Annotated in this window: 2 protein-coding genes; both read left to right on the top strand. The window is 67.1% G+C overall.

The features are described from left to right. Positions 1–261 precede the first annotated feature (261 nt). Entirely contained in the window at positions 262–3,333 is a 3,072-nt protein-coding gene (locus ACTWJ5_RS20050) for an Ig-like domain-containing protein (RefSeq protein WP_444436386.1), read from the top strand. Between the two features lie 1,159 nt (positions 3,334–4,492). Then, entirely contained in the window at positions 4,493–14,635 is a 10,143-nt protein-coding gene (locus ACTWJ5_RS20045) for an Ig-like domain-containing protein (protein WP_444436385.1), read from the top strand. The last annotated feature ends 1,307 nt before the right edge of the window (positions 14,636–15,942 follow it).

The following is a 15,942-nucleotide window of genomic DNA, read 5'->3' as shown; positions in this document are numbered from 1 at the left end:
CGGCGCACTGGCTTCCTCCTGCGGCGCGAACCTCGTTCGCGCCGTTTTTCATTGCGGCCGGCGCGCCGGCCCGAGTCCGAAAAGCAGCGGGCGGCTTGAGGGATTTCCTAAAAGCCCGCTCCGGGCGGCGAAGTTCCTACGGCTTTAGGGAGTTTCCTAACCCATGCGCCGGCCCGCTGCTCTAGTCTGCCCGCGGTTCGTGGCGAGTACCCATGGCGCATGGGCGATGTCACTTCACTCACTTCGGGGAGAAATTACCAGATGGACGCAATTGAACTGATCGCGAAAAGCTCGGGGCAGGTGACCCCCGTGACCGGCAATGGCCCCCTGAGCCTGTCGCGGCCCGGCGTGGTGAAGATCGCCGCGGCGCCGGAGGACGTCCAATCCCTCAGCCGCAACGGCGACCACCTGCTGGTGCGCCTGAAGACCGGCAAGGTCATCACCGTCGAGAACTTCTTCCAGGGCTTCGATGGCGTACACAACGACCTGGTGCTGCAGGCGCCGGACGGCCAACTGTGGCAGGCCGGCTACGAAGAGCCCTGGGATGGCATGGAACTGACCCGCCTGGACTCCGTCGATGAACTGCTGGCATTGCAGTCGGACGACCACAACGTCGCCTTCGGCCTGCTGGTGCCGGCGGCGGGGCTGGGCACCATCGGCGTGGGCAACATGCTCACCCAGCGCGACGGCGGTGGTGGCGGCAGCCCGCGTTCGGCGGGGCCGCTGCCGGAAGCCGGGGGGCCAGGCGCGCCGCAGATCCTGTTCAACAACCAGCAGGGCCTGACCGGCACCGCCGAGCCCGGCAGCCTGATCACCCTGATCCGCCCGGACGGCACCACCGAAACCACCACGGCCAGCCCCGACGGCACCTGGAGCTTCCTGCCCAACCCGCTGGAGGACGGCCAGTCCGGCAGCGTCACCGCGTCCAACGAAAGTGGCATCAGCCCGGCGGTGGACACCGGCCCGGCGGACCTGACGCCGCCGAAGGATCCGGTCGTCAGCGAGAACAACGCCAATGGCCTGTCCGGCACCGGCGAGGCGGGTGACACCATCATCCTCACCAAGCCCGATGGCAGCACCGTCACCACCCAGGTGGACGGGAATGGTAACTGGAGCTTCCCGGAGAACCCGCTGGGCAATGGCGAGTCGGGCTCGCTGGTGGAAGTGGACCCGGCCGGCAACCACAGCGGCAGTGTCGATACTGGCCTGGCTGACCTCGAAGTGCCGGAATCGCCGGTGGTCACCGAGAACAACGGCAACGGCCTGGGCGGCACCGGTGAGCCGGAAGGCATCGTCACCGTCGAGCTGCCTGACGGCAGCACCGTGACCGCCATTGTCGATGAGAACGGCAACTGGAAATTCCCGGAAAACCCGCTGGAGAACGGTGAGACCGGCAGCGTCACCATCACCGACCCTGCGGGCAACGTCAGCCCGCCGACTGTCACCGAGCCGGCCGACACCGTCGCGCCGGAACCGCCGATGGTCACCGAGAACAACGGCAACGGCCTGGGCGGCACCGGCGAGCCGGAGGGCATCGTCACCGTCGAGCTGCCCGATGGCAGCACTGTCACCACCGTGGTGGACGAGAACGGCAACTGGGTGCTTCCTGAAAATCCGCTGGAGAATGGCGAGACCGGCAGCGTCACCATCACCGACCCTGCGGGCAACGTCAGCCCGCCGACCATCACCGATCCGGCCGACCTGCTGCCGCCCGTGCTGCCCGAAGGGCTCGACTGGCTGCAACTGATCGACGACGTCGGCGAGGTGACGGGCGAGGTCGCCAAGGGCGGCGTGACCGACGACACGCGTCCCGAAGTGGTCGGCGACTGCGGCGCCGACAGCGATGCCGTACTGGCCTTCATCTACTTCGACGGCACGCTGCTGGGCAGTGCCACCGTCACCGCGGGCAAATGGAGCTTCCCCCTGGAAAGCGACCTCGCGGCGGGCGCCCATCAGTTCCAGGTGGAACTGCAGGACGCCGCCGGCAACCGTAGCGCCAAGAGCGAGCCTTGGGACTTCATCCTGGAGCTTCCCGATGCACCCGAGGCGCCGAGCATCGACTGGGTCCAGGACGACCAGGAGCCGCTGGTGGTCGAACTGCAAGCCGGGGACAGCACCAATGACCGCAGCCCCACCGTCGGTGGCAGCGGCGTGCCGGGCAGCCTGCTGACCCTGTACGTCGACGACCAGGCCGTGGGTAGCGTGACCGTGGGCGAGGATGGCAAGTGGGAAATCGCCATCGCCGACCTGGGCAAGGAGGACGGAACCAAGCGCTTCACTGCCGAGCAGTCCGTGGACGGGCAGACCAGCCCGAAGAGCGAGGCGTGGGAGATAGTGCTGGATACCCTGGCGCCGGCCCGGCCGGTCATCGAGCGGGTCTTCGACAACCTCGGGGAGCAGCAGAACGTCGAACCCAATGGTGTGACCGACGACTTCTGGCCGGAGATCAGCGGCCGGGTCGAGGGTGGCGATGCGACGTACGTGAAGCTCTTCGACAAGGGCATACCGATCGGAACCGCCACGGTCAACGCGGACGGCACCTGGTCCTTCACCCCCGTCTCGTCGCTGGGCATAGGCCAGCACAGCCTGCAGGTCATCGCGGTGGACGCGGCGGGCAACGAGAGCCCGTTGAGCGACGCCTGGTCCTATGAAACCTACGTGCCGCCGCCGATAGAGCCGAGCATCATCGGCGTCCTGGACGACTACGGCGCCGAACAGGGTGCCCTGCAGAAGGAAGACTTCACCGACGACAGCACTCCGGTGGTGCGGGGCACAGGGCGCCCGGGGGATGTCATGGAGCTCTACCTGCAACTGGAGGGCGGCGAGCTGAATCTGGAAACCGCCTACCTGCTGGGCTCGGCCGTGATCGACGCAAAGGGCCACTGGCAGATCGAGTCCGACGACCTGGCCCAGTACGGCGGCTATGGCATGAAGTTCCTCTATGCCTCTTCCCATAACGAGGGTGGCGACCGCCTGGCACCTACCGGGGCATACCCCATCTACCTGGAGGATCCCGCCGCGCCGGAGCAGTTGCGTTCGTTGTCATCGGCGCTGGACGAACCGCGGGAGCCGGGCGTGGCAGAGGGCGAGGGTGCCGGGCTGATCCAGCAGGTGCTCGGCCTGGCCGTGGGCACGGGGGCCGCGCTGCCGGCCGACCCCGAGCCTGACCTGGCCGGGTTGCTGACCGATATCCGGCTGCCGCGACAGTTCCAGTTGGAGGCTGATGGGCCCCGGGACATCACCGAGCCCACCGGCGAGGTCTTCGCGCTGCTGTCGTCGGGCGAGCGCCTCGACCTGCTCGGCCTGCAGCACAGCCAGCAACTGGTGCTCTGACAGCCGGCTCCCGCCGTCCGCGGCGGGGTTCGTCACGAAGGGCGCGAACCTTGGGTTCGCGCCCTTTTTTGTTCGCGGCGGGCGCTTTCCGGGCCTTGTGAGGGGCTTGCCCTTCGCTTGCGCTGGCCCGAAGGGGAATAACCCAGAGACTTTTGGGTTGGGGGGTTGGTGTAGCGCGCCGCTCCGAGTGCGTTGATGTTTCTTGTTTCGCCCCCTCGGGCGAGTCCCTTTTGTCAAACGCCACAAAAGGAACCAAAAAGGCTTGCCCCGACATACGGGCCCGACAGAGTCGGGCTACCCTCACGAACTCCCCCGCCACGGAGGCCCGCCCCGAGGGTACGTCCCTGTAGCCCGCGGGGCTCTCGCGACATCCATGTCGCATGACCTCCTGAGCGCCGGTTTCGCTCGGCCTTCTGAAGGGGCGTTTCGGAGTGCGCGGATGTTTCTCTGGAAGTCCAAAAGCAAGAGCAAACGCGCTTTTGCTTTTGCTCTTCGTAGGAGCGAGCTTGCTCGCGAACCCCGCAGTCACTGGATTCCCGCTTTCGCGGGAATGACGAGGGTGGGTGAGGAGTATCAGGATGACTCAGGATTCTCTCCTCGCTCAGGACAGCCCCCTCTCCCGCTTGCGGGAGAGGGCTGGGGAGAGGGCGCTCTTTGCAGAGCCCCAACCTCTGGCGCAACCCCGTCGGAAATCCGTAGGGCGCATAACGCCTACGGCGTTATCCGCCGAATCGCGGACAGAGTCCGCTCCTACGGTTCCAGGGAAGCACGGGCGTAGGAGCGGACTCCGTCCGCGATTGGATTCACCGGCCACGCCGGACGCTCCGGTGGCACGAACAGCCCCCTCTCCTTCCGGGAGAGGGCTGGGGTGAGGGCAACGGACTCCGCCGCTACTCCATCGCCAAACCTGCACTCCGCCCCCCAACACTCCCCGCAAACGGGGCAGGGTACCGCCACCCCGTGCTTCCACCCACCCCTCAGACATCCACCTGAATGCCCCGGCCTTTGAGGGATTCCTGAAGGGAGGTCGCTGGCGATTTGCCTAGGATCGCCGGTGGGGCATCGCCGGCGCCGCCGGCGCTCATTGCCCGCTGATTTCAGCCTCCCGCACACCGGGTGGCGATGACTGCCAATTGACGATTTGAAGGAGTCTCGGCGCATGACCGACAAGAACTGGAACGACGATCAGGACCGGCCGCAGGCCAGCCTGCCCTTTGCGCAGGACGCATCCGCCGGACAGGATGCGCCCGCGCCGCGTGCGGACAAGCCCCAATTCCTCATCGAGGACGATATCGGCACGCTCAAGGGTGTGGTCGAGTCGGGCGGATATACCAACGACAAGACGCCGACCTTCAAGGGCTCCGGCCTTACGGTGGGCCAGGAAGTGTTCATCCGCGTCGTTCTCGAATCCGGTGAGGTGCAGGAACTGGGCAGCGTCGTGGTGCGCAAGAACGGCACCTGGGCCCTGGACATCGACATGCCGTTCCAGGATGGCGTGGTCGATTTCTACATCACCGTCGACGGCGTCGACTCCGATCTCTACCGGGTGACTTTCGATAGCCAGGCGCCGGAGCCGGTCGAGCTGGAAGAGCCCCTGCAAGTGCTGGCCGGCGAGCGCCCGTTGGCGATGGACGGTGGCCAGGTACAGGCCAACGCGCAGCCGAGCTTCGTGGGCAAGTTCGCCGGCCAGGCCAGCGAGGCGGACATGCATTCCGTGCTGCTGGAAATTCACTATGGCAAGCAGGTCGCCACTGTCACGGCCGAGATCGGCAGTGATGGCACCTGGCGCTGCGACTGGCCAGAGGGCCTGGCGGAGCAGGAGGGGGACTATACGCTCAAGTTCTTCATGATCGATGCCGCCGGTAACGTGTACACCGAGAGGGGGCAGTACAAGTCCTTCCAGCAACTGGAACTGACGCTCGACCTGACCCCGCCCGGTGACGATGCCGTGGTGAGCTTCACCCTGCACGACGACTTCGGCCCGGTCACCGGGGCCATCGCCGCCGGCGGCAAGACCGACGACACCACCCCGAGGCTCGAGGGCCAGGTGGCGAACGCTGCCGCCAACGGCGTCAAGTGGGTGGAAATCCTCCTCGACGGCAACGTCCTGGCGCGGGTGCTGGTGGATGAGCAGGGCAACTGGGAGTACACCCCGGACGCACTGGCTTCCGGCGCGCATCGCTTCGAAGTCTTCCCGCTGGACGCCGCCGAGAACTATGGCAAGAGTGCCTCCATCGACTTCGAAGTGGCCGGGCCGGATGTGCCGCCCTTGTCGCTGCCGGTCATCGAGGAAATCCGTGACGACCAGGGTTCGGTCAGCGGCCTGCTGAACGATGGCGACGTCACCGACGACACCAGCCTGTCGCTCAAGGGCCACGCCGAGGCCGGCAACCTGGTGCTGCTGTACGTCGACGGCGAACTGGCCGCCAGCGTGGTGGCCGAGCAGGACGGCAGCTGGAGCGTCGAACTGCCGCTGGCCGGCGATGGCGAGCATGTCATCATCGCCAAGGCCCAGGACGACTTCGGTCGCCACAGCGACGAAACCGCCCCGGTGTCCATCACCCTCGACACCATCGCGCCGGAACAGCCGGGCATGGTGGATGCCCAGGACAACACCGGCGCCATCACCGGCCCCATCGAGCCGGGCAGCGTGACCGACGAAACCCAGCCGACCCTCAGTGGTTCGGGTGAGCCGGGCGACACCGTGAGCATCCTCGACAATGGCGAGGTGATCGGCACGGTCGTGGTCGATGAAAACGGCCAATGGGAATTCACCCCGGAACAGCCGCTGGAAGAGGGCGACCACAGCCTCAGCGTGGTGATCACCGACCCGGCCGGCAACGCCAGCGAGCCCAGCGAGTCGCTGGACTTCAGCGTCGACAGCAGCGTACCGGCCATGGTCATCGACCATCTCGAACTGCAGGATGACTTCGGTCCGGTAGTCGGCGCCATCGCCAACGGCAGCTCCACCGACGACGCCACCCCGACCGTGGTGGGCCATGTCGAAGGCGAAGCCGCCTGGGTGGAAATCTACGATGGCGAAACCCTGCTGGGCACCGCCCTGGTGGACGGCGACGGCAACTGGAGCTTCCAGGCGCCGGAACTGGAGAGCGGCGAGCACAGCATTTCCGCCCGTCCGGTGAGCGCCATCGGCCAGGAAGGCGAGACCAGCGACAGCATCGGCTTCACCCTGGTGGGTGACGAGACGCCGCTGCCGCAACTGCCGGTCATCGATGAAATCCTCGACGACCAGGGCACATTCACCGGCCTGCTGAACGATGGTGACCTCACCGACGACGCCAGCCTGTCGCTCAAGGGCAGCGCCGAAGCCGGCAAGCTCGTGCTGCTGTACGTGAACGGCGAACTGGCCGCCAGCGTGGTGGCAGAGCAGGACGGCAGCTGGAGCGTCGAACTGCCGCTGGTCGGCGATGGCGAACAGGTCATCACCGCCAAGGCCCAGGACGATGCCGGCCGCCACAGCGACGAAACCACTCCGGTATCCATCACCCTCGACGCCACCGCGCCGGACAAGCCGGAACAGGTGGGCGCCGACGACAACGAAGGCGTGGTGCAGGGCCCGATCACCCAGCATGGCGCCACCAACGACAACACCCCGGAATTCAGCGGCCAGGCCGAGCCGGGCTCCACGGTCATCATCAGCGACAACGGCATGCCCCTGGGCAGCGTGGTGGCCGATGCCCAGGGCGACTGGAGCTACACTCCCGAGCCGCCGCTGGCCGACGGTTCGCACAGCATCACCGTGCAGGCCCAGGACGCCGCCGGCAACCTCAGCGAGCCCAGCGACGCCCTGGAATTCAGCGTCTGGAGCGAGGCGCCGCAGGTGAGCATCGACCACGCCCTGGACGACGTCGAGCCGGGCCTGGAGAACGTGGCCAACGGCGGCGTCACCAATGACCTGCAGCCGACCCTGGTGGGCACCGCCACCGCCGGCGCGCTGGTGGTCCTTTCCGAGGCCGGGCTGGTGCTCGGCAGCGCGGTCGCCGACGCCGAGGGCAACTGGAGCATCACCCTGGACCGTAACCAGTCCGAAGGCTCGCACACCTACACCGCGGAAGTCCGTTGCGCCACCGGCGAGTTCGCCCAGGCCGACTTCGTCCTGGTGATCGACAACAATGCCCCGGACCGCCCGATCCTCGACGCCGTGCTGGACAACGCCGGCCTGGTCCAGGGCGCGCTGGCCAGCGGCGACACCACCGACGACGCCACCCCGACCCTGCAAGGCGGCGAGGCCGAGCCCAACGGCCTGGTCAAGGTCTACGACAACGGCACCCTGGTCGGCAGCACCCTCGCCGACGAGAACGGCGACTGGAGCCTGGAGCTGCCGGAGCTGGCCGATGGCGCCCATAGCCTGACCGTTACCTCCAGCGATGCCGCGGGCAATGAGAGCAAGCCGACCCGTCCGTTCGAACTGACCGTGGACACCGCGGTGGCCGACCTGGTCATCGACAGCATCGAACTGGTGGACGACTTCGGCGAGGTCCAGGGCCTTATCGCCGACGGCGGCAAGACCGACGACACCACGCCGCTGCTGCAGGGCCACGTCGAAGGGACGAATGCCGCCTACGTGGAAATCTACGACGGCGAAACCCTGCTGGGCACCGCCGCGGTGGACGCCCAGGGCAACTGGAGCTTCCAGGCGCCGGAGCTGGAAAGCGGCGAATACGCCTTCAGCGCCGTACCGGTGGACAGTCTCGGCAAGACCGGCGAAGCCAGCGAAACCATCCGCTTCGAAGTGGTGGGCCCGGAGGTCGCCCTGCCGAACGCACCGGCCATCAGCGAAATCCGCGATGACCAGGGCTCGGTCAGCGGCCTGCTGAACGATGGCGACGTCACCGACGACACCAGCCTGACCGTCAACGGCAGCGCCGATGCTGGCAACCTGGTGCTGCTGTATGTGAACGGCGAACTGGTCGCCAGCACCACTGCCGACGAGCAGGGCAACTGGACCGCCGAACTGCCGCTGGCTGGCGATGGCGAACAGGTCATCACCGCCAAGGCGCAGGATGAAGCTGGCCGCCACAGCGACGAGACTGCACCGGTCTCCGTCATCCTCGACACCACCGCGCCGGAACAGCCGGGCATGGTGACCGCCGAGGACAACACCGGTGCCATCACTGGCCCGATCGAGCCGGGCAGCGTGACCGACGAAACCCAGCCGACCCTCAGTGGTTCGGGTGAGCCGGGCGACACCGTCAGCATCCTCGACAACGGTGAAGTGATCGGCACGGTCGTGATCGACGAGAACGGCCAGTGGGCGTTCACGCCTGAGCAGCCGCTGGAAGAGGGCGACCACAGCATCAGCGTGGTGGTCACTGACCCAGCCGGTAACGCCAGCGAGCCGAGCGAGTCCCTGGACTTCAGCGTCGACACCAGCGTGGCCCCGATGGTCATCGATCGCATCGAACTGCAGGACGACTTCGGTCCGGTCGTAGGCGCCATCGCCAACGGTAGTTCCACCGACGACGCCACCCCGACCGTGGTTGGCCATGTCGAAGGCGAAGCGGCCTGGGTGGAAATCTACGACGGTGAAACCCTGCTGGGTACCGCCTTGGTGGACGCCGAAGGCAACTGGAGCTTCCAGGCGCCGGAACTGGAGAGCGGCGAGCACAGCATTTCCGCCCGTCCGGTGAGCGCCATCGGCCAAGTGGGCGAAGTCAGCGACAGCATCGCCTTCGCCCTGGTGGGTGAGGAAACCGATCTGCCGCAGCCGCCGGTCATCGACGAAATCCGCGATGACGTGGGTTCGATCACCGGCCTGTTGAACGACGGCGACGTCACCGACGACACCAGCCTGTCGCTCAAGGGCACCGCCGAGGCCGGCAACCTCGTGCTGCTGTATGTGAACGGTGAACTGGCCGCCAGCGTGGTGGCCGACGAGCAGGGCAACTGGACTGCCGAACTGCCGCTGGCTGGCGATGGCGAACAGGTCATCACCGCCAAGGCGCAGGACGCCGCCGGTCGCCACAGCGAAGAGACCGCTGCGGTCTCCGTCACCCTCGACACCACCGCGCCGGAACAGCCGGGCATGGTGATCGCCGAGGACAGCACCGGCCCCGTCACCGGTCCCATCGAGCCGGGCAGCGTGACCGACGAAACCCAGCCGACCCTCAGCGGTTCGGGCGAGCCGGGCGATACCGTGAGCATCCTCGATAATGGCGAGGAGATCGGCACCGCCACCGTCGACGAGAACGGCAACTGGACGTTCACCCCGGAACAGCCGCTGGAGGACGGCGACCACAGCATCAGCGTGGTCATCACCGATGCGGCCGGCAACGTTGGCGAGCCCAGCGAGGCCCTGGACTTCGTGGTGGATTCCACGCCTGCGTTCGTCACCATCGACATGGCCCTCGACCAGGTCGAGAGCATCACTGGCGAGGTGGCCAACGGCGGCGTCACCAATGACCGGCAGCCGACCCTGGTGGGCACCGCCACCCCGGGCGCGCTGGTGATCATCTCCGAGGCCGGGTTCGTTCTCGGCAGTGTGGTCGCCGATACCGAAGGCAACTGGAGCCTGCGCCTGTCGGTGGGCCAGTCCGACGACGAGCACCACTACACCGCCGAGGTGCAGAGCGCCACCGGCGCCACCGCCCAGGCCGAGTTCAGCCTGGTGATCGACACCAAGGCCCCGGACCGCCCGATCCTCGACGCCGTGCTGGACAACGCCGGCCTGCTCCAGGGATCGTTGGCCAGCGGTGACACCACCGACGACGCCACCCCGACCCTGCAGGGCAGCGAGGCCGAGCCCAACGGCCTGGTCAAGGTCTATGACAATGACGTCCTGGTCGGCAGCACCCTCGCCGACGAGAACGGCGACTGGAGCCTGGAACTGCCGGAACTGGCCGATGGCGCCCATAGCCTGACCGTTACTTCCAGCGATGCCGCGGGCAACGAAAGCAAACCGACCCGTCCGTTCGAACTGACCGTGGACACCGCGGTAGCCAACCTGGTCATCGACAGCATCGAGCTGGTGGATGACTTCGGTCCGCTCACCGGCCTGATCGCCGATGGCGACAAGACCGACGACACCACGCCGCTGCTGCAGGGCCATGTCGAAGGCGAGGCGAAGTACGTGGAGGTCTACGACGGCGAAACCCTGCTGGGCACCGCCGCGGTGGACGCCCAGGGCAACTGGAGCTTCCAGGCGCCGGAGCTGGAAAGCGGCGAGCACGTCTTCAGCGCCGTGCCGGTGGATGCCCTCGGCAAGACCGGCGAAGCCAGCGAAAGCATCCGCTTCGAAGTGGTGGGCCCGGAGGTCGCACAGCCGGAAGCACCGGTCATCAGCGAAATCCTCGATGACCAGGGTTCGGTCAGCGGTCTGCTGAACGATGGCGACGTCACCGACGACACCAGCCTGACCGTCAACGGCAGTGCTGCCGCGGGTGATCTGGTGCTGCTGTACGTCGACGGCGAACTGGCCGCCAGCGTGGTGGCCGACGAGCAGGGCAACTGGACGGCCGAACTGCCGCTGGCCGGCGATGGCGAACACGCCATTACCGCCAAGGCGCAGGATACAGCCGGCCGTCACAGCGACGAGACCACCCCGGTCTCCGTCATCCTCGACACCACCGCGCCGGAACAGCCGGGCATGGTGACCGCCGAGGACAACACCGGTGCCATCACTGGACCGATCGAGCCGGGCAGCGTGACCGACGAAACCCAGCCGACCCTCAGTGGTTCGGGCGAGCCGGGCGACACCGTGAGCGTCCTCGACAACGGTGAAGTAATCGGCACGGTCGTGATCGACGAGAACGGCCAGTGGGAGTTCACGCCTGAGCAGCCGCTGGAGGAGGGCGACCACAGCATCAGCGTGGTGATCACCGATCCTGCCGGCAACGCCAGCGAGCCGAGCGAGTTCCTGGACTTCAGCGTCGACAGCAGCGTGGCACCGATGCTCATCGATCGCATCGAGCTGATCGACGACGTCGATCCCGTCACCGGCGCCATCGTCAACGGCGATTCCACCGACGACGCCGCGCCGCTCGTACAGGGCCATGTCGAAGGCGAAGCCGCCTGGGTGGAAATCTACGATGGCGAAACCCTGCTGGGCACCGCCCTGGTGGACGGCGACGGCAACTGGAGCTTCCAGGCGCCGGAACTGGAGAGCGGCGAGCACAGCATCTCCGCCCGCCCGGTGAACGCCATTGGCCAAGTGGGCGAAGCCAGCGAAAGCATCGGCTTCACCGTGGTGGGCGAGGAAACCCCGCTGCCGCAGCCGCCGGTCATCGACGAAATCCGCGACGACCTGGGCTCGGTCACCGGCCTGCTGAACGATGGCGATGTCACCGACGACACCAGCCTGACCGTCAACGGCAGCGCCGATGCCGGCAACCTCGTACTGCTGTACGTGAACGGTGAACTGGTCGCCAGCACCACCGCCGATGAACAGGGCAACTGGAGCGCCGAGCTGCCGCTGGCCGGCGATGGCGAACACGCCATTACCGCCAAGGCGCAGGATGCAGCCGGCCGTCACAGCGACGAGACCACCCCGGTCTCCGTCATCCTCGACACCACCGCGCCGGAACAGCCGGGCATGGTGACCGCCGAGGACAACACCGGTGCCATCACTGGCCCGATCGAGCCGGGCAGCGTGACCGACGAAACCCAGCCGACCCTCAGTGGTTCGGGTGAGCCGGGCGACACCGTCAGCATCCTCGACAACGGTGAAGTGATCGGCACGGCCGTGATCGACGAAAACGGCCAGTGGGAGTTCACTCCCGAGCAGCCGCTGGAGGAGGGCGACCACAGCCTCAGCGTGGTGGTCACCGATCCGGCCGGCAATGCCAGCGAGCCGAGCGAGTCCCTGGACTTCAGCGTCGATAGCAGCGTGCCGGCCATGGTCATCGACCGTATCGAACTGCTCGACGACTTCGGTCCGGTCGTAGGCGCCATCGCCAACGGCAGCTCCACCGACGACGCCACCCCGCTCGTGCAGGGCCATGTCGAAGGCGAGGCGACGTACGTGGAGGTGTACGACGGCGAAACCCTGCTGGGCACCGCCGCGGTGGACGCCGAAGGCAACTGGAGCTTCCAGGCGCCGGAACTGGCTTCCGGCGAACACGCGATCTCGGTCCGTCCGGTGAACGCCATCGGCCAGATCGGCGAGGCCAGCGACAGCATCGCCTTCACCCTGGTGGGTGAGGAAACCGATCTGCCGCAGCCGCCGGTCATCGATGAAATCCGCGACGACCTGGGCTCGGTCACCGGTCTGCTGAACGATGGCGATGTCACCGACGACACCAGCCTGTCGCTCAAGGGCACCGCCGATGCCGGCAACCTCGTGCTGCTGTATGTCGGCGGGGTACTGGCCGCCAGCGCGGTCGCCGACGAAAACGGCAACTGGAGCGCCGAACTGCCGCTGGCCGGCGATGGCGAACAGGTCATCACCGCCAAGGCGCAGGATGCAGCCGGCCGTCACAGCGACGAGACCACCCCGGTTTCCGTCATCCTCGACACCACCGCGCCGGAACAACCGGGCATGGTGACCGCCGAGGACAACACCGGCGCCATCACCGGGCCGATCGAGCCGGGCAGCGTGACCGACGAAACCCAGCCGACCCTCAGCGGTTCGGGTGAGCCGGGCGACACCGTGAGCATCCTCGACAACGGTGAAGTGATCGGTACGGTCGTGATCGACGAGAACGGCAACTGGGAGTTCACCCCGGAACAGCCGCTGGAAGAGGGCGACCACAGCCTCAGCGTGGTGGTCACCGATCCGGCCGGCAACGCCAGCGAGCCCAGCGAGTCGCTGGACTTCACGGTGCAGGCCCAGGTGCCGACCCTCAGTCTCGACTCGGTGTACGACGATGTCGAAGGCATTCTCGGCGAGATCGCCCAGGGCGGGCTGACCAACGACGCCCAGCCGATGCTCTCCGGCACGGCCGGCAACGGCGCGGTGCGGGTGCTCATCCATGACGGCCAGACGCTGCTGGGCAGCGCGCTGGTCGATGGCGACGGCAACTGGCAGTTCGAGCTGCCGGAACTGGCCGACGGCGAGTACAACCTGAGCCTGGTGGCCGAAACCGCCAGCGGCACGCCGAGCGAAAGCCTCGAGTGGAGCTTCACCGTCGACACCCAGGCACCGGAGGCCGTCACGGCTCTGGACCTGGTCGACGACGAGCCGCTGATCACCGGCACCATCGAGCAGAGCGGCCTGACCAACGACGCCACGCCGACCTTCAGCGGCCAGGCCATCGGCGCCAAGTGGGTGAACATCTACGACGGCAGCCTGCTGATCGCCAGCGTCTCGGTGGACGCCGAGGGCAACTGGAGCTTCACGCCGGAAGAGGCGCTTTACGAAGGCGCGCATCGCTTCAGCGCCGCCGCCGTGGACGAGGCCGGCAACGAAGGCGAGCGCAGCGTCGGCTGGAACTTCACCGTGGATGTCACCGCGCCGGGCCGTGTCACCAACCTGGGGCTGTACGACATGATCGGACCGAACCCCGAGACGGACTGGGGCGATGTGCCGAAGGGCGGGAAGACCGACGACCCCTGGCCGAACTTCTATGGCCAGGTCGACACCTTCGGCGTGAAGTACGTGTACGTCTACGACGATGGCAAGTTCCTCGGCTCGGCCACGGTCAACCAGACCACCCTGGAGTGGGCGTTCGAACCGCGCCTGCCACTGCAGTCGGGCAAGCACAGCCTGCAGGCCTGCGCAGTGGACGAAGCCGGCAACATGGGCCCGCTCAGCGAGCCCTGGGACTTCACCATCGCCCTGCCGATCGCTGCCGACCCGTCGATCATCAACGTGCGCGACGACGTCGCTGGCGTCTACCTGCAGAAGGAGGACTTCACCGAGGACGTGACTCTGACGGTCAAGGGTTCCTCGCCGCTGGGCACCACCGTGACGCTCTATGCCAACGGCGTAGCGGTGGGCTCGCAGACGGTGGATGAGGATGGTTACTGGTACATCACCACCAGCGACCTGAGCCTCCTGGCCAACCCCGATGGTTCCGTGAGCCTGGTGGCCGCGGCCGAAGGGCTGGCGCCCACCGGTCCGTTCACCATCTTCCTCGAGGACAGCGTGCTGCAACCGCAGGTGCTGGCCGAGCCCCTGGGGGGCGAGGAAGCGCTGATGGCCGGGCTGTTCGCGGCGCTGGAACTGCACCAGGAGCCGGTCGCGCAAGCGCAGCCGCTGTCGTTGCAGGGCCTGCTGCAGGCACCGGCCGGGGCGCAGGCTCCGGGCGTGGCGGCAACCCCGCCGGCAGCCGAGGCGCCAGTGCCCGACAGCGTGCTGGTGAAACAGGACCTGCTGGCGCTGCAACAGCAGCAGCTGGTCTGACCGACCCGGCCCGTCCCGGCGCTTCGGCGCCGGGCGGACCGGTTTTCAGGCGGCATGGGCGCAAGCCCGTGCCGTTTTTTTTCGCCTGAAAAACGCCTTGTCGGATGGGGGAGGGCGAAGCGATATCCGTCGCCATGTCCGGCCGGTGGAATAGCGAGCGGAGGTTCGGTGATGGAGCATCGGCGAAGGCCGTTGCCCTCACCCCAATCCTCTCCCGGAGGGAGGGGGGGCTGTTCGTGCCACCGGAGCGTCCGGCGTGGCCGGTGAATCCAATCGCGGACGGAGTCCGCTCCTACGCCCGTGCTTCCCTGGAACCGTAGGAGCGGACTCTGTCCGCGATTCGGCGCATAACGCCGTAGGCGTTATGCGCCCTACGGATTTCCCGAGAGCTTTAGGTGCTGGGTTCAAGAGCGCCCTCTCCCCAGCCCTCTCCCGCAAGCGGGAGAGGGGGCCGTTCGGAGTGGGCGGGGAGTTCGGAGTCATCCTGCTACTCCGAACCCCACCCCGTCATTCCCGCGAACGCGGGAATCCAGTGACGGGCGGTTCGCGAGCAAGCTCGCTCCTACGAAGAGCAAAAGCAGCCCTGCTCTGGCTTTTGCTTTTGGACTTCCAGAGAAACATCCGCGCGCACCGGAGTGCCCCTTCAGAAGGCCGAGCGAAACCCGCGCTCAGGAGGTCATGCGACATGGATGTCGCGAGAGCCCCGCGGGCTACAGGGACGTACCCTCGGGGCGGGCCTCCGTGGCGGGGGAATTCGTGAGGGTAGCCCGGCTTTATCGGGCCCGTATGCGGGGCAAGCCTTTTTGGTTCCTTTTGTGGCGTTTGACAAAAGGGACTCGCCCGAGGGGCGAAATAAGACGGTCGGGCAAACTCGGAGCGGCGCAGAAACGTCCAAGCCGAGGCAGTTAGGTTTCCGCGTTCGCGGGAATGACGGGGATTGAGGTCGGGACAAAGGTTGAGGCTCTGCAAAAGAGCACCCTCTCCCCAGCCCTCTCCCGCAAGCGGGAGAGGGGGCTGTTCGGAGCGGGCGGTGAATTCGAAGTCATCCTGAGACTCCCAGCCCCCTCGTCATTCCCGCGAGCGCGGGACGCGCCACGACCATGCGCCCCTGGAACCATAGGGCGCATAACCGTTCGCGGCTATACGCCGCCGGCCAGAACACCGCTCCCCATGGGGGCGCCGAGGCTCCCCCCATCCCGCCATGAACGCCCCGCCCCCTCCGCGAACAACCTTTTCCGCCCCCCACCGACAGCCGCCGACCAATGCCGCCGGACTTTAGGGAGCGCCTTAGATACACGGCAGCGGTG

This window comes from Pseudomonas sp. A6 (assembly GCF_052367875.1).
In the GTDB taxonomy this organism is placed as follows: Bacteria; Pseudomonadota; Gammaproteobacteria; order Pseudomonadales; family Pseudomonadaceae; genus Pseudomonas; species Pseudomonas citronellolis.
Note: the sequence above shows the minus strand (reverse complement) of the source record. Positions and strands in the feature narration are given on the sequence as shown.